19 protein-coding genes are annotated in these 21766 nt (G+C 70.8%); 18 read left to right on the top strand and 1 reads right to left on the bottom strand.

The window, feature by feature from the left end:
* Window position 1: 1 nt before the first annotated feature.
* From murD to KK087_RS14910, 16 genes are all read left to right on the top strand, one after another.
* Window positions 2-1537, top strand: a complete 1536-nt coding sequence (gene murD, locus KK087_RS14835; protein ID WP_214566333.1) for a UDP-N-acetylmuramoyl-L-alanine--D-glutamate ligase — start codon at window positions 2-4, stop codon at window positions 1535-1537.
* Window positions 1500-2765, top strand: a complete 1266-nt coding sequence (gene ftsW, locus KK087_RS14840) for a putative lipid II flippase FtsW (protein ID WP_214530822.1) — start codon at window positions 1500-1502, stop codon at window positions 2763-2765. The genes murD and ftsW overlap by 38 nt, the downstream gene beginning before the upstream one ends.
* Entirely contained in the window at window positions 2762-3883 is a 1122-nt protein-coding gene (locus tag KK087_RS14845) for a UDP-N-acetylglucosamine--N-acetylmuramyl-(pentapeptide) pyrophosphoryl-undecaprenol N-acetylglucosamine transferase (protein WP_214566335.1), read from the top strand. The genes ftsW and KK087_RS14845 overlap by 4 nt, the downstream gene beginning before the upstream one ends.
* Window positions 3880-5301, top strand: a complete 1422-nt coding sequence (gene murC, locus KK087_RS14850; RefSeq protein WP_214566337.1) for a UDP-N-acetylmuramate--L-alanine ligase — start codon at window positions 3880-3882, stop codon at window positions 5299-5301. The genes KK087_RS14845 and murC overlap by 4 nt, the downstream gene beginning before the upstream one ends.
* Window positions 5298-6572 carry a cell division protein FtsQ/DivIB gene (locus tag KK087_RS17975; protein ID WP_214544924.1) on the top strand — a complete coding sequence of 425 codons (1275 nt, stop codon included), beginning with the start codon at window positions 5298-5300 and terminating at the stop codon, window positions 6570-6572. The genes murC and KK087_RS17975 overlap by 4 nt, the downstream gene beginning before the upstream one ends.
* Window positions 6573-6741: 169 nt before the next feature.
* Complete coding sequence (gene ftsZ, locus KK087_RS14860) at window positions 6742-7902, top strand: cell division protein FtsZ (RefSeq protein ID WP_027465251.1); 1161 nt, start codon at window positions 6742-6744, stop codon at window positions 7900-7902.
* A gap of 7 nt (window positions 7903-7909) precedes the next feature.
* Window positions 7910-8632 carry a YggS family pyridoxal phosphate-dependent enzyme gene (locus tag KK087_RS14865; protein ID WP_214566339.1) on the top strand — a complete coding sequence of 241 codons (723 nt, stop codon included), beginning with the start codon at window positions 7910-7912 and terminating at the stop codon, window positions 8630-8632.
* Window positions 8633-8673: 41 nt separating this feature from the next.
* Window positions 8674-9255 carry a cell division protein SepF gene (locus KK087_RS14870; protein WP_214530832.1) on the top strand — a complete coding sequence of 194 codons (582 nt, stop codon included), beginning with the start codon at window positions 8674-8676 and terminating at the stop codon, window positions 9253-9255.
* Window positions 9256-9322: 67 nt separating this feature from the next.
* Window positions 9323-9613, top strand: coding sequence for a YggT family protein (locus KK087_RS14875; RefSeq protein WP_214566349.1), 291 nt, complete (start codon window positions 9323-9325; stop codon window positions 9611-9613).
* Window positions 9614-9795: 182 nt separating this feature from the next.
* Window positions 9796-10476 (top strand): DivIVA domain-containing protein, encoded by a 681-nt coding sequence (locus KK087_RS14880; protein WP_214566341.1) that lies wholly within the window; start codon window positions 9796-9798, stop codon window positions 10474-10476.
* Between the two features lie 2 nt (window positions 10477-10478).
* Window positions 10479-11147 (top strand): signal peptidase II, encoded by a 669-nt coding sequence (gene lspA / locus KK087_RS14885; RefSeq protein WP_250893303.1) that lies wholly within the window; start codon window positions 10479-10481, stop codon window positions 11145-11147.
* Window positions 11144-12073 (top strand): RluA family pseudouridine synthase, encoded by a 930-nt coding sequence (locus KK087_RS14890; RefSeq protein ID WP_307860088.1) that lies wholly within the window; start codon window positions 11144-11146, stop codon window positions 12071-12073. The genes lspA and KK087_RS14890 overlap by 4 nt, the downstream gene beginning before the upstream one ends.
* Window positions 12074-12574: 501 nt before the next feature.
* Window positions 12575-16054 carry a DNA polymerase III subunit alpha gene (gene dnaE / locus KK087_RS14895; protein WP_250893310.1) on the top strand — a complete coding sequence of 1160 codons (3480 nt, stop codon included), beginning with the start codon at window positions 12575-12577 and terminating at the stop codon, window positions 16052-16054.
* Window positions 16055-16118: 64 nt separating this feature from the next.
* Window positions 16119-17426, top strand: coding sequence for a histidinol dehydrogenase (hisD, locus tag KK087_RS14900; RefSeq protein ID WP_214566343.1), 1308 nt, complete (start codon window positions 16119-16121; stop codon window positions 17424-17426).
* A gap of 13 nt (window positions 17427-17439) precedes the next feature.
* Complete coding sequence (gene nrdR / locus KK087_RS14905) at window positions 17440-17940, top strand: transcriptional regulator NrdR (RefSeq protein ID WP_110892765.1); 501 nt, start codon at window positions 17440-17442, stop codon at window positions 17938-17940.
* Complete coding sequence (locus KK087_RS14910) at window positions 17937-19013, top strand: quinone-dependent dihydroorotate dehydrogenase (protein WP_214530839.1); 1077 nt, start codon at window positions 17937-17939, stop codon at window positions 19011-19013. The genes nrdR and KK087_RS14910 overlap by 4 nt, the downstream gene beginning before the upstream one ends.
* Before the next feature lie 219 nt (window positions 19014-19232).
* On the opposite strand, the gene KK087_RS14915 is transcribed toward KK087_RS14910, so the two are convergent.
* Window positions 19233-19808 (bottom strand): DUF3043 domain-containing protein, encoded by a 576-nt coding sequence (locus KK087_RS14915; RefSeq protein WP_307860090.1) that lies wholly within the window; start codon window positions 19806-19808, stop codon window positions 19233-19235.
* 52 nt (window positions 19809-19860) lie between these two features.
* On the opposite strand from KK087_RS14915, the gene KK087_RS14920 reads away from it, so the two are divergent.
* Window positions 19861-21312 carry a dipeptidase gene (locus tag KK087_RS14920; RefSeq protein WP_214544922.1) on the top strand — a complete coding sequence of 484 codons (1452 nt, stop codon included), beginning with the start codon at window positions 19861-19863 and terminating at the stop codon, window positions 21310-21312.
* 58 nt (window positions 21313-21370) lie between these two features.
* Window positions 21371-21739, top strand: a complete 369-nt coding sequence (locus KK087_RS14925; RefSeq protein WP_214530843.1) for a HesB/IscA family protein — start codon at window positions 21371-21373, stop codon at window positions 21737-21739.
* Window positions 21740-21766 lie beyond the last annotated feature (27 nt).

A 21766-nucleotide genomic window follows, 5' to 3' on the forward strand; every position in this document is an offset into this window, starting at 1 on the left:
GGTGTCCTCGCCGTCCCGCCTCCAGTCCCTCGACAGCTGGTACTCCGAGGGGTGGAAGGGGCTCAACGTCGCCGTCCTCGGCCTCGGTGCCACCGGGTTCTCGGTCGCCGACACGCTCGTGGAACTCGGCAGCGAGGTGACGGTCTACTCGTCCGACGCCCCCGCCGACAGCGTCGAGCTGCTCGACGTGATCGGTGCCCGGTTCCTGCAGACGCCGCTCGACACCGTGCCGGACGTGCTCGTCGCGCAGGCACCGGACGTCGTGATCGTGTCGCCCGGCCTGCCCCCGCACAACCCGACCGTGCGGTGGTCGGTGGCGAACAGCACCGTCTGGGGCGACATCGAGCTCGCCTGGCGTGTGCGCGACAAGGTCGTCCGCGGACCGGCCGCCGCGCCGTGGATCACGATCACGGGCACGAACGGCAAGACCACCACGACCCAGCTCACGACCGCCATGTACGAGGCCGGCGGCCTGCGCGCCGTCGCGTGCGGGAACATCGGCGTGCCGGTGCTCGACGTCGTCCGCGACCCGATCGGGTACGACGTGCTCGTCGTCGAGCTGTCGAGTCACCAGCTGCACTACGCGGCGACGTCCGGCGACGGCGCCGTCGTGCCGCTCGCGAGCGCCTGCCTGAACATCGCCGACGACCACCTCGAGTGGCACGGTTCCGCCGAGGCGTACCGCGCCGCGAAGGCCAAGGTCTACGAGCGCACCGTGATGGCGTGCGTGTACAACACCTCGGACGAGGTCACCCGGCAGATGGTGCAGGAGGCCGACGTGGTGGAGGGCTGCCGCGCGGTCGGCTTCACCCCCGGCGTCCCCGCCCCCGGCGACGTCGGCATCGTCGAGGACGTCCTGTGCGACCGGGCCTTCACCGAGGACCGACGCAACAGCGCACTCGAGCTGTCGACGATCGCCGACCTCGAGGCGGCCGGGCTCGCCAGCCCGCACATGACCATGAACGTGCTCGCCGCCGCCGCCCTCGCCCGAGCCGGCACCGTCCAGCCGAGCGCGATCCAGTCGGCCGTCCGAGCCTTCCGCGCCGACCACCACCGCACCGAGCTCGTGGCCCAGGCGGACGGCATCGCGTGGGTGGACGACTCCAAGGCCACGAACCCGCACGCCGCCACCGCGTCCCTGGCGTCCTTCGACACCGTCGTGTGGATCGTCGGCGGCCTGTTCAAGGGCGTGGACATCGACGGTCTGGTCGAGCGCTTCGGCCCCGGTGTCCGCGCCGTCGTGGTGATCGGCACCGACCGGACCCCGGTCCTCGAGGCATTCGCGCGACACGCGTCCACGGTCCCGGTGCTCCAGGTGGAGACGACGGACACTGATCAGGTCATGCGCGAGGCGATCCGGCATGCCGCATCGGTCGCGAGGCCGGGCGACACCGTCCTCCTCGCCCCGGCGGCGGCGTCGTTCGACCAGTTCGGCTCCTACGCCGACCGGGGGCAGCGTTTCGCGGCCGCGGTCAACGAGCACCTGGGAGGAGAAGTCGATGGCGACGACACCGACGGATCTTCCGAACAGCCGTAACGGCCGGACCGCGTCGACCCCACGACGGACGAACGGCGCGATCGTCGCCGTCAAGAACGTCTTCGTCGCGGAGTCGAGCACCTTCTACACGATCCTCGGCGTCACGCTGTTCCTCGTCGTCTTCGGCGTCGTGATGGTGCTGTCCTCGTCGAGCGTCGAGGAGTACGCGGCGACCCACGACTTCTTCGGGGCGGCGTCCCGCCAGGGCCTGTACGCCGTGCTCGGCGTGCCGCTCATGCTCGTCGCCAGCCGGGTCCCGACCCGGATCTGGCGCAAGTGGGCCATGCGGCTGCTCGGCGCTGCGCTCGTGCTGCAGCTGCTCGTGTTCACCCCGCTCGGCATCGACATCCAGGGCAACCGGAACTGGATCGAGCTCGGTTCGTTCACCGCGCAGCCGTCCGAGGTCGTGAAGCTCGGCCTGGTGCTCGGCATCGGCGCGATCATCTACGTCAAGCGGGACAAGCTCGACGACTGGAAAGAGGTGTTCATCCCGATCGGGATCGCCTCGATGCTGTCGCTCGGGCTCGTCGTCCTCGGTGGCGACCAGGGCACCGCGATGGTCATGCTCATCCTGGTGTTCGGTGCGCTGTACATCGGCGGTGTCCGCGCCCGGCACCTGCTCGTCGGCCTCGCCGCGTTCGCCGTGCTGCTGCCGTTCGTGACGATGGCCTCGGCCTCGCGCTCCACCCGCATCAGCGCCTGGTTGTCCGGCTGCACCGACACGAGCCAGTACCAGGACATCTGCTGGCAGCCCGTCCACGGCATGTGGGCGCTCGCGTCCGGCGGCGTGTTCGGCGTCGGCCTCGGCAACTCGAAGGCCAAGTGGTCGTGGTTGCCCGAGGCGGACAACGACTACATCTTCGCCATCATCGGCGAGGAGCTCGGTCTGATCGGCGCCGTCGTCGTGCTCAGCCTGTTCGTGGTGCTCGCCGTCGGCATGATCAAGATCATCCGGCAGTCCCGCGACCCGTTCGTGAAGACCGTCACCGGTGGCGTCCTGGCGTGGATCATCGGGCAGGCGCTCATCAACATCGCCGTCGTCCTGGGCCTGCTGCCGGTGCTCGGCGTCCCACTCCCACTCATCTCGGCCGGTGGTTCGGCCCTCATCATGACCCTGGTGGCGATCGGCGTCGTGCTCTCCTTCGCCCGTGACCTGCCCGGCAAGAACGACCCCGGCCTGACGAACGCCCCACTCGGCCGGACCTCCACGAACGGATCACTGCGGTGAGCAAGTACCTCTTCGCCGGCGGCGGCACCGCCGGTCACGTCAACCCGCTGCTCGCCGTCGCCGATCGGCTGACCGAGCGCGAGCCCGACGCCGAGGTGCTCGTGCTGGGCACCGCCGAGGGCCTGGAGTCCCGCCTCGTCCCGATGCGCGGGTACGAGCTGCTGACGATCCCGCGGCTGCCCTTCCCGCGCAAGCTGAACGGCGCCGCCCTGCGCTTCCCGCAGCGCTTCGCCGCGGCCGTCAAGCGGACCGAGCAGATCATCCGCGACCACGAGATCGAGGTGGTGCTCGGCGTCGGCGGCTACGCGGCTGCCCCGGCGTACATCGCCGCGCGCCGCACCGGCACCCCGATCGTCGTGCACGAGCAGAACGCGAAGCCCGGGCTGGCGAACCGCCTCGCAGCGTTCCTCACCGAGCACGTCGGGCTGACCTTCTCGAACACGCGTCTGCGTCACGGCCGCGTCGTCGGCATGCCGCTCCGTCGTGAGATCGAGTCGCTCGACCGCCGTGCCTCCCGGGCCGAGGGCCTTGCCGAGTTCGGGCTCGACCCGGACCGTCCGGTGCTGCTCGTGACCGGCGGGTCCTCCGGAGCCCGGAGCATCAACCGGACCATCAACACGTCCGCCGCCACGATCGTGGGTGCCGGCTGGCAGGTGCTGCACGTCGTGGGTGCCGCGTCGGACATCGGTCCGAGCGACCTCGACGGCTACCACGTGCTGCCGTACTGCGACCGGATGGACCTGGCGTACGCGGCGAGCGACTTCGTCGTCTCCCGCTCCGGCGCCGGGATGGTGTGCGAACTGACGGCCGTCGGGCTGCCGAGCGTGCTCGTGCCGTACCCCGTCGGCAACGGCGAGCAGCGCCACAACGCGAAGGACGTCGTCGACGCCGGGGGAGCCGTCCTGGTGGCCGACGGGGAATTCGACCAGGACTGGGTGACGTTCCAGCTGCTGACGATCCTGCAGGACCGGTCCCGCATCGCGGACATGACCGTGCGCTCGGGCAGCGTCGGCCACCGCGACGGCGCCGACCGGATGACCGACCTCGTCCTCGACGCCGCGAAGCCGGCACCCGCGCGGTCCGACCCGGACAGCGCCAGCACCACGGAGGAACCATGACCATCAAGCCGGACCTGACCCAGCCGATCCCGGACGACCTCGGCACGGTGCACTTCGTCGGGATCGGCGGCTCCGGCATGAGCGGCATCGCCCGGATGTTCCTCGCCGCCGGGCACCGCGTCACGGGCAGCGACTCCCGCGAGACCGCGACCACCGAGGCGATGCGTGACCTCGGCGCGACGGTGCGCATCGGGCACGACGCCGCGAACGTCGGGCAGGCCGACACGATCGTCGTCACCAGCGCCCTCTGGCCGGACAACCCCGAGCTCCTCGAGGCGCAGCGCCGCGGCCTGCCGGTCCTGCACCGCTCGCAGGCCCTCGCCGCCCTGATCGCCGAGCACCGCCTCGTCGCGGTCGCCGGTGCGCACGGCAAGACCACATCGACCGGGATGATCGTCACCGCGATGGTCGAGCTCGGCCTCGACCCGAGCTTCGTCAACGGCGGCGTCATCCAGTCCCTCGGCACCAGCTCGGCCCCGGGGTCGAGCGACCTCTTCGTGGTCGAGGCCGACGAGTCCGACGGCTCCTTCCTGCTCTACGACGTCGCCGTGGCCCTGGTCACCAACGTCGACGCCGACCACCTGGACCACTACGGCAGCGAGGAGGCCTTCACCGAGGCCTTCGTCGACTTCGCCGCGAAGGCGAGCGAGCGCGTGGTCATCTCGAGCGACGACGCCGGCGCGAAGACGGTCACGGCCGGCATCCGCCAGCGCCCGGGCGCGCCGGAGATCGTGACGTTCGGCGAGGCCGTCGACGCCGACGTCCGCATCGAGTCGATCACCGAGTCCGCCGGCGTCGAGGTCGACTTCCGCGCCGGTGGCGAGGCGCACCACCTGACCCTGCGCGTGCCCGGACGGCACAACGCGATCAACGCGGTCGGCGCCTTCGCGGTCCTCACCGGTCTCGGGGTTGCCCCCGCCGACGCGATCCGCGGGCTCGAGGCCTTCGGCGGCACCCAGCGCCGCTTCGAGCTGCACGGTGTCGAGCGCGGGGTCTCGGTCTACGACGACTACGCACACCACCCGACCGAGGTCGCCGCCGCGCTCAAGGCCGCCCGCAACGTCGTCGGTGACGGCCGCATCATCGCCATCCACCAGCCGCACCTGTACTCGCGCACCCGCCTGATGGCCGGCGACTTCGCGAAGGTCTACGAGGAGCTCGCCGACCACACGGTCGTGCTCGACGTGTACGGCGCCCGTGAAGACCCGGAGCCCGGCGTGACCGGCGCCCTGGTGCAGGAGCGGTTCGCCGACCAGTCGCGGGTGGAGTTCCTCCCGGACTGGGACGAGGCAGCGGCCCGCGCGGCCGCGGTCGCCCGGGACGGCGACATCATCATGACGCTCAGCTGCGGCGACGTGTACCGGATCATCCCGCAGGTGCTCGGCGCCCTGGGCACCGACGGAGCGTCGTCCCGGTGAAGCGCCCGGAGGGGTTCGACGAGGGGGACGCCCGCAGGGACGTCCCGGCCGAGGGTGCCGAAGCGCCCCGGCAGCGTCGTGGTCCCTCGAAGCCGCGGCTGCCGTTCCGCGGACGGGTCGCGGACGACCGGGAGGCCCGTCCCGCGTCCGCCCCGGAGGCTCCGCTCGACGAGACGGTCGAGCCCACCCCCGCCGACCAGCCGGACCCCGACACCTCCGGTTCGCACCGTGACCGCGTCGGCGCCCTCGCCGGTGCGGCCGGCCGTCGGTTCGGTGCCGGGCTCGGCGTCGTCGCCGACCGGCTCCGCGAGTACACGCCGAACGAGGACCACCGGGACCCGGAGGCCGACCGACGCGACGCGGAACGACGCGCCGCCACGAGCGGTGGAGCCGACCACGACGCGACGGTGACCGACGTGCTCGACGCGGGTGGGGCCTCCCGGCCGGACCCCCACGCGGAAGCGCCCATCGGCGCCCGGGTGCGGGCGGCGGAAACCGCGCGCGAGGCGCGGATCGCGAAGCGCCGACGCCGGTTGCTCGAGCGCGCCGAGGTCCGCCGCTTCACGCGGCGCAGTCGGCACCGGCGTGCGGCCTGGACCACGGCGGCGAGCGTCGTCCTGGTGCTCGGGGTCTCGATCCTCGTCGCGGTGTTCTCACCGCTGATGGCGCTCCGCACGATCGAGGTGAAGGGCACGAACCGCGTCGACGAGGCGGCCCTGCGGCAGGCCCTGTCCGACCAGATCGGCACTCCGCTCGCGCGGCTCGACTTCGACGCGATCAAGCGTGACGTCGCCGGGTTCCCGCTCATCGAGAGCTACGTGACCGAAGAGGCGCCGCCGCACACGCTGGTCCTCACCGTGACCGAGCGCACGCCGGTCGTCGCGGTGCGCTCCGGCAGCACGTTCGACCTGGTCGACCCGGCCGGCATCGTCGTGCAGTCGTCGCCGAAGCGGCCCGCCTCGATGCCGCTCGCCGACATCGGCCGTGCGCGCCTGGGGTCCTCGAGCTTCCGCACCATGACCGAGGTCGTGCTGGCGCTGCCGTCGACCGTGCGGTCCCAGGTGACGCGGGTCGCGGGTTCGACGGCGGACGACGTGACCCTGACCCTGAAGGACGGTTCGACCGTCGTGTGGGGGAACCCGGACGAGTCCGACGCGAAGGCCGCGCTGCTCGCGGCGCTGGTCAAGGACCACCGGGCGCGGAACCCCGGCGTCGTGGTCGAGTACGACGTCTCGTCGCCGGACAACGGCGTGATCCGCGCGAAGGACTGACGCGTGTCCGCGGCGGAGATCGAATTGCGCCACCTGATCGGCGACACGCGGCGTGGCGGGGCGACACTGCGCCGAACGCACCCGTAGCGTCGGAGCCAGCACCACATCTACCAGCATTGCCCCTGAACTTCAAGTAGAGGTTGAGGGTTCTACCGGAGGCCTGACTGACGTGACCACGAACCACAACTACCTCGCCGTCATCAAGGTCGTCGGTGTCGGCGGCGGCGGCGTCAACGCCGTCAACCGCATGATCGAGCTCGGTCTCCGTGGGGTCGAGTTCATCGCGATCAACACCGACGCCCAGGCGCTGCTGCTCAGCGACGCCGACGTCAAGCTCGATGTCGGCCGCGAGATCACCCGTGGCCTCGGTGCCGGCGCGGACCCCGAGGTCGGCCGTCGTGCCGCCGAGGACCACGCCGAGGAGATCGAAGAGGCACTGGCCGGCGCCGACATGGTGTTCGTCACCGCTGGTGAGGGCGGTGGCACCGGCACCGGCGGCGCACCGGTCGTCGCGCGCATCGCGAAGTCCATCGGCGCACTGACCATCGGCGTCGTCACGAAGCCCTTCAGCTTCGAGGGCAAGCGTCGCCAGTCCCAGGCCGAGAACGGCGTCGCGGGCCTCAAGGACGAGGTCGACACGCTCATCGTCGTCCCGAACGACCGCCTGCTCGAGATCAGCGACCGCGGCATCTCCATGGTCGAGGCCTTCGCCACGGCCGACCAGGTGCTCCTGGCCGGTGTGCAGGGCATCACCGACCTGATCACGACCCCGGGCCTGATCAACCTCGACTTCGCCGACGTGAAGAGCGTCATGCAGGGTGCCGGTTCCGCACTCATGGGCATCGGCTCGTCCCGCGGAGCCGACCGTGCGATCAAGGCGGCCGAGCTGGCCGTCGCGTCGCCGCTGCTCGAGGCCTCGATCGACGGTGCGCACGGCGTGCTGCTGTCGATCCAGGGTGGCTCGAACCTCGGCATCTTCGAGATCAACGACGCCGCGCGTCTGGTGCAGGAAGCCGTGCACCCCGAGGCGAACATCATCTTCGGCGCGGTCATCGACGACACCCTGGGCGACGAGGTCCGCGTGACCGTCATCGCCGCGGGCTTCGACGGCGGCGAGCCGGCGCAGCAGCAGAAGGAACGTCGCTCGAGCTACGTCGACCCGGAGTCGAGCGCCGCGGCACCCGTCGCCGCCTCGACCGGCGCGATCGAGGACTCCACCACGTCGAGCCCGTCCTGGGCCTCGCAGGAGCACCAGCCGCCGGTGCAGCGCGCCGCTGACCCGGCGTTCGACGACGACGACGAGCTCGACGTCCCCGACTTCCTGAAGTAACCCACCCTTGGTAGCCGACACGCGCCTCCAGGCCTCGTCTCACGACGACGGACTGGAGGCGCGCGTCGCGTCCGTCCGGAGCGGCATCGCCGACGCGGCGCGCGCTGCAGGGCGTTCACCCGACGAGCTCACGCTCGTCGTCGTCACGAAGTACCACCCGGCGTCGCTCGTGCGCGAGCTCGCCGCACTCGGCGTGACGGACGTGGGGGAGAACCGCCACCAGGAGGCGCAGGCGAAGGCCGCCGAACTGGCGGACCTCGGCCTGACCTGGCACTTCGTCGGGCAGCTGCAGTCGAAGAAGGCCCGGCAGGCCCGTCGGTACGCCCACGTCGTGCAGTCGCTCGACCGGACCTCCGTGGTGGATGCCTTCGCGCCGACCGAGGCCGAGCCGGAGCCGCCGGTCATCGACGGGTTCGTGCAGGTGAACCTGACCGACGACCCCGGACGCGGCGGTGTACAGCCCGACGACGTCGAGGGGATGGCCGTGCGTGTGCTCGAGACCGGCACCGTCCGGCTGCGGGGTGTGATGGCCGTCGCACCCCTCGACGAGGAGCCCCGAGCCGCCTTCGCCCGACTCCGCTCGATCTCCGAACGGGTCGTGGCGCTCGAGCCCGGTGCCACCGACATCTCCGCCGGCATGAGCGGGGACTACGCCGAGGCGATCCTCGAGGGCGCGACACACCTGCGGATCGGCACCGCAATCACGGGAAACCGGCCGCTCGCACCCTAGCCTCGTTGCAGGGCACCACGAGCACGAACCCCGGAGGAACCATGGCCAACCCGCTGAAGAAGACGATGGTCTACCTCGGCCTCGCCGACGAGGAACTCGACTACGAGGACGAGCAGCAGGCCGAGCCCGCGCGCCAGCAGGCAGCCCCTGCTCGCCAGGCCGCAGCGGCTGCTCCGGCACCTGCGGAACCGCAGGAGGCTCCCGCGGCAGCAGCCCCGGCGGCCGCTCCCGCGGCGGCTCCGGCCCCCACCAAGACGCACACCCACCAGCGCGGCGCCCAGGTCACTCCGCTCCGCCGCTCGCACACGACCGCACAGAAGGCGACCCCGGTCCAGGAAATGAACGAGATCCTCACCGTCCACCCGCGCGAGTACAAGGACGCCCAGTCCATCGCCGAGAGCTTCCGCGACGGGATCCCCGTCATCATCAACCTCTCGCAGATGACCGAGGGCGACGCCCGCCGCATGATCGACTTCGCCTCGGGGCTGTCGCTCGGCCTCTACGGCAAGATCGAGCGCGTCACGAACAAGGTCTTCCTCCTGTCGCCGGCGCACGTCGCAGTGAGTGGTGAGCCCGCTGAGGTAGAGTCCGACATCGAGGCGAACTTCTTCGCCCAGTCCTGAGCCGTACCGGCCCACCCGCCCGTGAGGGCCGTCGCAGCACGGCCTTCGCCCGAGACGAGCGAGCCCCATCGTGTCCGCGATCTTCACGATCCTGTACTTCCTCCTCCTGCTCTACTTCTTCACGATGTGGGGGCGGTTCGCCCTCGACCTCGTGCAGAGCTTCAACCGGTCCTGGCGACCGCGCGGGGGGATGCTCGTGGTGTCCGAGTTCGTCTACACGGTCACCGATCCGCCCATCCGCGCGGTCCGACGGGTCCTCCCGCCGCTCCGTCTGGGCCCGGTGGCGCTCGACTTCGGCTGGACGATCGTGATGCTCGTGGTCATCATCGCGATGTCGATCGTCCGGACCATCAGCTAGTCGCGGCCATCCGCGACGCGCCACGCCAGGGGCGTGGTCACGGTTCCGCCCCATCGTCGGTGTACGGTGGTCGGGATCGATGCTCGCTCCGGCGGCGCATCCGCACCGCACGGCTCGACTGGTAGATTCGGTCGCACCGCACGCGGTTCCACACGTTCAGCAGTTCTATTGAGGTGACGGCAATGGCTTTGACGCCGGAAGACGTAGTCAACAAGCGGTTCCAGCCGACGAAGTTCCGCGAGGGCTACGACCAGGACGAGGTCGACGACTTCCTCGACGAGGTCGTGGTCGAGCTCCGTCGCCTGACCGCGGAGAACGACGAGCTCCGCCAGCGCCTGCAGGCGGCCGAGTCGGCCCCGCAGTCGGCGCAGGCCGAGCAGCCCGCTCCGGCGGCCGAGCCGGAGCCCACGCCGGCCCCGGTCGAGGCAGCACCGGAGCCCGCTCCGGTCGCCGCCGCGGCACCGGCCACGACGGTCCCCGCCGACGAGGACACCGAGGGCACCACGAACCTCCTGACCCTGGCGCGTCGTCTCCACGAGGAGCACGTCCGCGAGGGCATCGAGAAGCGCGACGCGCTCATCGCCGAGGGCACCGCCCAGGCGGCTCGCCTGGTCTCCGAGACCGAGGCGAAGCAGCGCCAGATCATCGCCGACACCGAGAACACGAACCGTCAGCGTGTCGCGGTGCTCGAGCAGGAGCAGCGCCAGCTCGAGGGCAAGATCGACGAGCTCCGGACCTTCGAGCGCGACTACCGTGCGCAGCTCAAGAGCTACATCCAGGGGCAGCTCTCCGAGCTCGACTCCTCGGGCGAGCAGTCCGGTCTCACCCCGGCGCCGGCTTCGGCGCAGGGCTTCGGCAACTGACGTTGTCGCGACCAGCATCACGAGCGAAGGTCAGTGTCCGCGCGATCGCGGCACTGGCCTTCGCCGCTGTCGTGGTGGTGGCGTTCGACCAGGTCGCCAAGACTCTGGTCGTCGCGAACCTGCCGTACGGCACCCCCGTCCCGGTCCTCGGCGGGGCGTTGCAGTTCCTGTACGTCCGGAACCCGGGGGCCGCGTTCTCGTTCGCGGTGAACATGACCTGGGTGTTCTCGGTCATCTCGGCTGCGGTCGTCGTCGCGATCATCGTGTACTCGCGTCGCATCCGGTCGATGTGGTGGGCGATCGTACTCGGCATGCTGCTCGGCGGCGCGCTCGGCAACCTGCTCGACCGGCTCTTCCGTGAGCCGGGCTTCGGCCGTGGCCACGTCGTGGACTTCATCTCGACGCCGTGGATGATGCCGGCGATCTACAACGTCGCCGACTCCTTCATCTGCATCAGCATGGTGGTCTTCGTGCTGCTGGTGATCCTCGGCGTGAACCTCGACGGCACCCGCACGCTCTCGGCCAAGCGCCAGGCGCAGCTCGACGCGGCGGAGCCGCTCGACGGTGGGGCCGCGTTCTCGTCGACTGATGCGGCTCTCGACGAGCCGACCCGCGCCTCCAGGCTGGACGACCGCGACCGTCGCGACACGCTGGGCCACGACGCCACGTGAGCGAATCGCGTTCTCTTCCCGTGCCCGACGGGCTCGCCGGTGAGCGCGTCGACGCCGCCATCGCGAAGCTCCTCGGGTTCAGCCGGTCGTTCGCGGCCGACGTCGTCGCCGTAGGTGGTGTCCGCGTCGACGGTGTGCCCGTCGAGAAGTCCGACCGGCTGCACGCCGATTCCTGGCTCGAGGTCGAGTGGACGCCCAAGGAGCCGCCGCGCATCGTGCCGGCATCCGTTCCCGGCATGACGATCGTGCACGACGACGAGGACATCGTCGTGGTGGACAAGCCCGTCGGAGTCGCTGCGCACCCCTCGCCGGGGTGGGACGGCCCGACCGTGCCCGGGGGCCTCGCCGCCGCCGGCTTCACCATCGCGACCTCCGGCGCCGCTGAACGCGCCGGGATCGTGCACCGCCTCGACGTCGGCACGTCGGGCCTGATGGTCGTCGCGAAGACCGAGTTGGCGTACACGCACCTCAAGCGGGCGTTCAAGGAGCGCACGGTCGAGAAGGTCTACCACGCGCTCGCGCAGGGCCACCCGGACCCGACCTCGGGCACGATCGACGCGCCGATCGGCCGGCACCCGTCGAGCGACTGGAAGTTCGCGGTCACCTCGGAGGGCAAGCCGAGCGTCACCCACTACGAGACGCTCGAGGCCTTCCGCTCCGCGACCCTGCTCGAGGTGCACCTGGAGACCGGGCGCACCCACCAGATCCGCGTACACATGGCGGCGACACGCCACCCGCTCGTCGGGGACACGATGTACGGCGCCGACCCGGTGCTCGCGGCCGAACTCGGGCTGACACGCCAGTGGCTCGACGCCGTCCGGCTGGGCTTCGCCCATCCGCGGACGGGGGAGCGGGTGTCGTTCGAGGCGCAGTACCCCGCCGACCTGCAGGCCGCGCTCGTGCAGATCCGGAGCGCGTCCGTCTGACGCGCCCGGGCGCTTGCGCCGAGAGGGCACGAACTGTCAGCTGCGGCCCCGCCAGGTGACACTTTCTGCACCCGCCGCGGCTCGTATGCGGCGTGTCCTGCCCTCTCGGCGCCGCGCCCCGCGCGTGTCGCGACCCGCTGCCGGCCTGGAGGCGCGGGGCGGCCCCGCCCCGCGCCTGGCCTCCGGCACGCCCGGGCGCTTGGGCCGAGGGGGCACGAACTGTCGGCTGCGGCGCCGCCAGGCGACACTTTCTGCACCCGCCGCGGCTCGCATGCGGCGTGTCCTGCCCACTCGGCGGCGCGCCGCGCGCGTGTCGCGACCGGCTGCCAGCCTGGAGGCGCGGTGCGGCCCCGCCCCGCGCCTGACGTCCGCCCCGACGCGCGCGGGAATGTGGGCGGCCGCGGTTAGGCTGTTCCCACCCCGAAGCAGACCGTACGAACCGGAGGTTCCGTGTCGGATTCCGACTCCTTCGTCCACCTGCACGTGCACAGCGAGTACTCGATGCTCGACGGTGCCGCCAGGCTCTCCGACCTCGTGGCGGAGACCGCCGCGCAGGGCATGCCCGCCGTGGCGGTGACCGACCACGGCAACATGTTCGGCGCGTTCGAGTTCTGGAAGGCCGCGAAGGCCGGCGGCGTCAAACCGATCATCGGGACCGAGGCGTACATCACGCCCCGCACGCACCGCTCGGACAAGACCCGTGTCCGCTGGGGCGACGGCGGTGGCGACGACGTGTCCGGCGCCGGCTCGTACACGCACATGACGATGTTCGCCGAGAACACGACGGGCATGCACAACCTGTTCCGGCTGTCGTCCAAGGCGTCGCTCGAGGGCTACTACTTCAAGCCCCGCATGGACATCGAGCTCCTGCAGGAGTACCACGAGGGCATCATCGCCACGACGGGCTGCCCCTCGGGGGAGATCCAGACGCGCCTGCGCCTCGGCCAGTACGACGAAGCCGTCCAGGCCGCGGCGGACTACCGCGACATCTTCGGCAAGGAGAACTACTTCGCCGAGGTCATGGACCACGGCCTCGAGATCGAACGCCGGATCATGAGCGACCTGATCCGTCTGGCGAAGGACCTCGACATCCCGCTCGTCGGCACGAACGACCTGCACTACACGCACGCCCACGACGCCAAGTCGCACGCGGCCCTGCTCTGCGTGCAGTCCGGCTCGACCCTGAACGACCCGAACCGCTTCAAGTTCGACGCCGACGAGTTCTACCTGAAGACCCCGGCGCAGATGCGGCACGTCTTCCGCGACAACCTCGAGGCCTGCGACAACACGCTGCTCATCGCGGAACGCTGCAACGTCGAGTTCGACACCTCGGCGAACTACATGCCGAAGTTCCCGGTGCCCGAGGGCGAGACCGAGCACTCCTGGTTCGAGAAAGAGGTCGCGAAGGGGCTGGAGTACCGGTACCCGGGCGGCGTCTCGAAAGAGGTCCAGGACCGTGCCGACTACGAGGTCGGCATCATCAACCAGATGGGCTTCCCCGGCTACTTCCTCGTGGTCGCGGACTTCATCAACTGGTCGAAGAACAACGGCATCCGCGTCGGTCCGGGGCGTGGCTCCGGTGCCGGCTCGATGGTGGCGTACGCGATGCGCATCACCGACCTCGACCCGATCCGGCACGGCCTGATCTTCGAGCGGTTCCTCAACCCGGACCGCGTCTCGATGCCCGACTTCGACGTCGACTTCGACGACCGGCGCCGCGGTGAGGCGATCAAGTACGTCACCGAGAAGTACGGGTCGGAGCGCGTCGCGCAGATCGTCACGTACGGCACGATCAAGGCGAAGCAGGCGCTCAAGGACTCCTCGCGTGTCCTCGGGTTCCCGTTCGGCATGGGCGAGAAGCTCACCAAGGCGATGCCGCCGCCCGTGATGGGCAAGGACATCCCGCTCACCGGGATCTTCGACAAGGACCACCCGCGCTACAAGGAAGCGGTCGACGTCCGCACCGTGGTCGAGACGGACCCCGAGGCGAAGACCGTCTTCGACACCGCGCTCGGGCTCGAGGGGCTGAAGCGCCAGTGGGGCGTGCACGCGGCCGGCGTCATCATGTCGAGCGACCCGCTCATCGACATCATCCCGATCATGAAGCGGGAGCAGGACGGCCAGATCGTCACGCAGTTCGACTACCCGGCAGCGGAGTCGCTCGGCCTGATCAAGATGGACTTCCTGGGGCTCCGGAACCTCACGATCATCAGTGACGCCCTCGAGAACATCAAGACGAACCGGGGGATCGACCTCGACCTCGAGACCATGGGGCTCGAGGACCCCGAGGCGTACGCGCTCCTGCAGCGCGGCGACACGCTCGGCGTGTTCCAGCTCGACGGCGGGCCGATGCGTGGGCTCCTGCGCCTGATGAAGCCCGACAACTTCGAGGACATCTCCGCGCTCATCGCCCTGTACCGTCCAGGCCCCATGGGTGCGAACTCGCACACGAACTACGCGCTGCGCAAGAACGGCGAGCAGCCGATCACGCCGATCCACCCGGAGCTCGAAGAGCCCCTGAAGGACATCATCGGCACGACCTACGGCCTGATCATCTACCAGGAGCAGGTCATGGCCATCGCGCAGAAGGTCGCCGGGTTCTCCCTCGGCCAGGCGGACATCCTCCGCCGCGCGATGGGCAAGAAGAAGAAGTCCGAGCTCGACAAGCAGTACGCGGGCTTCCAGCAGGGCATGAAGGACAACGGGTACTCCGACGCGGCGATCAAGACGCTGTGGGACATCCTGCTGCCGTTCTCCGACTACGCGTTCAACAAGGCGCACTCCGCGGCGTACGGCGTGGTGTCCTTCTGGACCGCGTACCTCAAGGCCCACTACCCGGCCGAGTACATGGCCGCCCTGCTGACCTCGGTCGGCGACGCCCGCGACAAGCTCGCCCTGTACCTCAACGAGTGCCGCCGCATGGGCATCAAGGTCATGCCGCCGGACGTCAACGAGTCGATCGGCTTCTTCGCCGCCGTCGGTGACGACATCCGCTTCGGCATGGGCGCGATCCGCAACGTCGGGTTCAACGTCGTCGACGACATCGTGAAGGCCCGGACCGAGAAGGGCGCCTTCGAGTCCTTCCACGACTTCCTGCGCAAGATCCCGATCTCCTCGGCGAACAAGCGCACGGTCGAGTCGCTCATCAAGGCGGGTGCCTTCGACGAGTTCGGGGACACCCGGCGCGCCCTGGTGGAGATCCACGAGGGCGCCGTCGAGGGCGCGGTCAAGGTCAAGCGCGACGAGGCCCACGGCAATGTCGGCTTCGACTTCGACTCGCTCTTCGCCGAGGCCGCGGAAGACGCCCCGAGCGCCGCGGTGTCCCAGGTGCCGGACCGCCCGGAGTGGTCCAAGCGCGACAAACTGGCGTTCGAGCGGGACATGCTCGGCCTCTACGTGTCCGACCACCCGCTCGCCGGGCTCGAGATCGAACTCGCGAAGCACCAGTCGATCACCATCGCCGACCTGCTGACCGCCGACGACTCGATCGAGGGCGAGACGGTCACCGTCGCCGGCCTCCTGACGAGCGTGCAGCACCGGGTGGCGAAGACGAGCGGCAACCCGTACGGCATCGTCGACATCGAGGACTTCGGCGGCCAGATCGGCGTGATGTTCCTGGGCAAGACGTACCAGGAGTTCGGCCCGTCCCTGGTCCCCGACTCGATCGTCGTCCTGCGCGGTCGCGTCAACGTCCGCGACGACGGCAAGGCCCTGCACGCGGTGAGCATGTTCCAGCCGAACGTCGGCGACGCGATGGGCTCCGGCCCGCTCACCCTGTCCCTGCCCGAACGCCAGGCCACGACGACCACGGTGACGGAACTCGCCGCCGTGCTCGGCCGCCACCAGGGCGACACCGAGGTCCGGCTGAAGCTGCTCAAGGACGACGTCGCGCGCACCTTCGAACTGCCCTTCCCGGTGAACCTCACGCCCGACCTGTTCGGCGAACTGAAGAGCCTGCTCGGACCGCGCTGCCTGGTGTAGCGACGGACCACGGCCGGAGGGGACAGCCGCCGGCGACCACGAGGCCTCGGTAAGATCGTCCCCGATGATGCAGCGAATCGACCTCCGCGGCGGCCTCCCCGCCCGTGCCGAACTCCTCCGACTCATGCCCCGTGCCGCGGGTGACGTGTCGCACGCGGTCGACGCCGCGCGCGAGCTCGTCGAGGACGTCCGACACCGTGGTGCCGCGGCGCTGCACGACCAGGCCGAGCGCTTCGACGGCGGGGCCCCCGCGACCGTGCGGGTGCCCGCCGCCGAGATCGCCGCAGCAGTGGCCGGACTCACCCCCGAGCTCCGCGAAGCACTGGACGAGGCCATCCGCCGCGTCCGCGCCGCGAGTGCCGCGCAGATCCCCGCCGCCGCCGTGACGACCCTGGCCGACGGCGCCGAGGTCCACCAGCGCTGGCAGCCGATGCGCCGCGTCGGGCTCTACGTGCCCGGTGGCAAGGCCGTCTACCCGTCCAGCGTCGTGATGAACGTCGTTGCGGCCCAGGTCGCGGGCGTTGCCTCGATCGCCCTGGTGTCGCCGCCGCAGCGCGACCACGGCGGTGCGGTGCACCCGACGATCCTCGCCGCGGCGGGGCTGCTCGGCGTCGACGAGGTCTACGCGATGGGCGGCGCCGGAGCCGTCGGCGCGCTGGCGTACGGCGTCGCCGAGATCGACCTCGAGCCGGTCGACCTGGTCACCGGGCCGGGCAACAACTACGTCGCCGCAGCCAAGCGCCTGGTGCGCGGTGTGGTGGGCATCGACTCCGAGGCGGGGGCGACCGAGATCCTCGTGATCGCGGACGACACCGCCGACGCCGGGTTCGTGGCCGCCGACCTCATCAGCCAGGCCGAGCACGACGAGCAGGCCGGCAGCGTCCTGGTGACGACGTCCGCGGCGTTCGCCGACGCGGTGGAAGCCGCCATTCCGGAACGCACGGCGGTGCTCGGGACGGCCACGCGCCTCCAGACCGCCCTGGACGGCCCGCAGTCCGCGATCGTCCTGGTGGACTCGCTGACCGACGCGGCGACCGTGAGCAACGCGTACGGGCCGGAGCACCTCGAGATCCAGACGGTCGACGACGACGCCGTGCTGTCCGAGATCGACGCCGCCGGTGCGGTGTTCGTCGGGCCGCACACACCGGTGAGCCTGGGGGACTACCTGGCCGGGTCGAACCACGTGCTGCCGACCGGCGGCCAGGCCCGCTTCGGGTCCGGGCTGTCCGCATCGACGTTCCTGCGGCCCCAGCAGATCGTCCGGTACACGCCCGAGGCGCTGGCCGAGGTCGCGCCGCACATCGTCGCGCTGTCCACCGAGGAGCAGCTCCCCGCGCACGGGGCCGCGGTGACGGAGCGGACGAACCGATAGCCTGGGGAACGACATGTTCTGCCCCTTCTGCCGCCATCCGGACTCCCGCGTCGTCGACTCACGGACGAGCGACGACGGAACCTCCATCCGTCGCCGTCGCCAGTGCCCCAACTGCGGTCGGCGGTTCTCGACGACCGAGACCGCATCGCTCAACGTCGTGAAGCGCAACGGCGTCACCGAGCCGTTCAGCCGCGACAAGATCGTCTCCGGCGTGCGCAAGGCATGCCAGGGACGCCCGGTCACCGACGGCGACCTGGCCGTGCTCGCGCAGCGCGTCGAGGAGACCGTGCGGTCCTCGGGCTCCAGCCAGATCGACGCGAACGACATCGGCCTCGCGATCCTCGCGCCGCTGCGCGAGCTCGACGAGGTCGCCTACCTGCGGTTCGCGAGCGTCTACCAGGCGTTCGACTCGCTCGAGGACTTCGAGGACGCCATCGGCCAGCTCCGTCGCGACCACCACGGGGCGGCCGACACGGCCGCCGGGTCGTCCGCACCGTCCGGCACCCGCGCGTGAGCGGCATCGCCGAACGCATCGTGCGTGGCGGCTACCGCGTCGTGTTCCGCTCCGTGTTCGCGAACATGGACCCGGAGCGCGCCCACCACCTGGCGTTCGCCGTCATCGCGGGGCTGCCGCGCGTGCCGTTCCTGAGCGGCGTCGTCGAGCGCTACTGCCGTCCCCCGGCGGCCGACGGCGTCACCACGATGGGCATCCACTTCCCGTCGCGTTTCGGCCTCGCGGCCGGGTTCGACAAGGACGCCCGCGGCATCGCCGGTCTCGGCCTGCTCGGTTTCGGCCACGTCGAGGTCGGCACCATCACCGCCAAGCCGCAGCCCGGCAACGAGCGTCCGCGCCTGTTCCGACTGATCGGCGACCGCGCCCTGATCAACCGGATGGGCTTCAACAACCACGGGGCCGCAGCGGCCGCGCGGCGTCTCGAGCGTGCCCGCCGCAACCCGGGTCGACCCGTCATCGGCGTGAACATCGGCAAGAGCCGGGTCGTCGCGGTCGAAGACGCCATCGACGACTACCTCGAGTCCACGCGACGCCTCGCGACGTTCGCCGACTACCTGGCGGTCAACGTCAGCTCGCCGAACACGCCCGGGCTGCGCGGACTGCAGGAACTCGACCAGCTCCGGCCGCTGCTGTCCGCCGTCCGCGATGCCGCCGGACGAACTCCGGTGCTCGTCAAGATCGCGCCGGACCTGACCGACGAGCAGATCGACGCGATCGCGGGCCTCGCGGTCGAGCTCGGGCTGTCCGGCGTGATCGCGAACAACACGACGATCTCCCGCGAGGGCCTGACCACCGACCCGTCCGACGTCGAGGCGATGGGTGCCGGGGGCCTCTCCGGTGCGCCCGTCGCCGCCCGCTCGCTCGAGGTGCTGCGCCGCGTCCGCTCCGTCGTGCCGGCGGACTTCTGCGTCATCGCCGTCGGCGGGGTGACCACGGAGCAGGACGTGCAGGACCGCATCGAGGCCGGAGCCACGCTCGTGCAGGGCTACACCGCCTTCCTCTACGAGGGACCGACCTGGGCCGCCCGCATCAACCGCCTGCGGCGTCGTCGGCTGCGTCGCGCTGCGCGGTAGACGCGACCACACGACGGACGGGAGGCCCGTGGCGACACCGCCACGGGCCTCCCGTCCGTCGTGGGGGGCGCGCCCACGGCCGCTTCGTGAGCAGCGGTGGTCGGGTGCGCCGCGCCCACCCGACCATTCCTGCTCACGAAGCACGAGCGGGGGAGTGGGGAGTGGGAACGACGAAGCGCCGCCCGGCAGGCCGGGCGGCGCTTCGTCGTGTGCGTGTGCCTAGAGCGTGGGGTACTGCCCGCGCCGGACCTGGGGCTTCGGCAGCCGCAGGAAGCGCAGCTGCCACGCCCGCGTGAGGATGTAGAGGAACGTGCCGCGCTGGAACTCGCCGAACTTGGTGGTGAGCTTGCGGCGGAGCGACAGCCAGAGCACCACGCAGTCGATGATGAACAGCGCCACGAACGCCCACACCAGCAGGAGCGAGTAGGACGCCACGACGGTTTGCGCGGCCGCGAACCCGACGATCAGGAACAGCACGAGCACGGGCATCATGACCTCGCCGACGTTCCAGCGGGCGTCGATCCAGTCGCGGACGAAGCGTCGCTGCTCACCGCGGTCCTTCGCGGGCAGGTAGCGCTCTTCGCCGTTGGCCATGCCGACCCGGGCGCGCTCGCGCTCCGAGTTGAGACGGGCGCGGGCGGCCTTCTTGTCGACCGGCGTGTTGCCGACGAGGGGGCGGCGGTTCGCTGCCTCTCGCTCGCGGCGGGACGGCGTGGGGCGGCCCTTGCCCTGCTCGAGGAGCTCGGCCTCGGTCGGGTTCACGGTCGTGTTGGTCTTGGGGGCTGCCTTCGCCACGGTGCGTTCCTAACGGCGGTGTGCGTGCGGGATCTCCTCTAGATTACCGGGCATGACCGACACCGAACAGCACAGCCCCGCGACCGACCCCGCGCTCCTCGACGCCCTGCGCGAACACGTGCAGGGGGCGCTGCCCACGACGATCGCCGACCTGTCCGCGCTGGTGCGCCTGCCGTCGGTGTCCTGGTCGGCCTTCGACCCGGCGAACGTGCGCGCGAGTGCCGAGGCGGTCGCCGACCTCGCACGGTCCACGGGGGTCTTCGGGGCGGACGACGTGCGCATCGTGCGCTCGGCGGTGTCCGGGGCGACCGCGGACGTCGCCGAGGCGGACGCCGAGTCCGAGCTCGGTCAGCCGGCCGTCCTCGCGGTCCGTCCGGCTCGGAACGGGAAGCCGACCGTGATGCTCTACGCGCACCACGACGTGCAGCCGCAGGGCGACGAGGCCCTGTGGGAGACGCCGCCGTTCGAGCCGACGCTCCGCGGTGACCGCCTGTACGGTCGCGGCGCCTCGGACGACAAGGCCGGTGTGATGACGCACATCGCGTCGCTCCGTGCCGTGCACGCCCAGTTCGGTGACGACCTCGACCTTGGGATCGTGCTCTTCGTCGAGGGCGAGGAGGAGTTCGGCTCCCGCTCGTTCCGCACGTTCCTGCGCGAGCAGAAGGAGCACCTCGCCGCCGACGTCATCGTCGTGGCGGACAGCGACAACTGGTCGACCGAGGTGCCGTCGATCACGGTCTCGCTGCGCGGCAACGTCACCTTCAAGCTCACGCTGACCACGCTCGAGCACGCCAGTCACAGCGGCATGTTCGGGGGAGCGGCCCCGGACGCGATGATCCCGATGGTCAAGCTGCTCGCCTCGCTGCACGACGCCGACGGGTCGGTCGCGGTCGACGGGCTGACCTCGTACGAGGCCGACGTCCCCTCGCGCACGGACGAGGAGCTCGCCGCCGATGCCGCCCTGGTCCCCGGAGTGCGCCCGATCGGTACCGGCGCCGTCCTGTCGCGCATGTGGTTCCAGCCGTCGATCACGGTGACGGGCATGGACGTGCCGAGTGTCGCGAACGCGTCCAACACCTTGCTGCCCACGGTCTCCGCACGCGTGTCCGTCCGCGTCGCCCCCGGACAGGACGCGCGCGAGGCCTCCGCGGCCGTCGAACGGCACCTGCGCGAGCACGTCCCGTTCGGTGCGCGGATGGAGATCACCGAGCCGGACAGCGGCGACGGCTTCCTCGTCGACACCGCAGGCTGGGCCGTCCAGGAGGCCCGCACGGCGATGCGTGAGGGCTGGGGCGCCGAGGCGGTCGAGCAGGGCATCGGCGGGTCGATCCCGTTCGTGTCGGACCTCGCCGCGGAGTTCCCGGAGGCGCAGATCCTGGTCACCGGCGTCGAGGACCCGGACACCCGGGCGCACAGCCCGAACGAGTCGCAGCACCTCGGTGTCCTGCACCGTGCCATCGCGTCCGAGACGATCCTGCTCGCCAGGCTCGCGACGCGCAGCTGAGGGTGCTTACAATCGACGCCAGGCGCGGTGACCAGCACCGCCCGGAGGGAGACGCGCGATGAGCGACACCATCACCGAAGCACCGGCGACCGGAACCCCGTCGCACGGCGTCCTCCTGAGCGACGCCGCTGCCGGCAAGGTGGCGAGCCTGCTCGAGCAGGAGGGCCGCGACGACCTGCGCCTGCGCCTCGCCGTCCAGCCCGGTGGCTGCTCGGGCCTGATCTACCAGCTGTACTTCGACGAGCGCATGCTCGACGGTGACGTCACCGCCGAGTTCGACGGGGTCGAGGTCGTCGTCGACAAGATGAGCGTCCCGTACCTCGACGGTGCGACGATCGACTTCGAGGACACGATCCAGAAGCAGGGCTTCACGATCGACAACCCGAACGCGCAGGGCAGCTGCGCGTGCGGCGACAGCTTCCACTGATCGCCAGCTGATCCGACACGCGAGCGG

This window comes from Curtobacterium aurantiacum (assembly GCF_018598555.1).
Classification (GTDB): domain Bacteria; phylum Actinomycetota; class Actinomycetes; order Actinomycetales; family Microbacteriaceae; genus Curtobacterium; species Curtobacterium aurantiacum.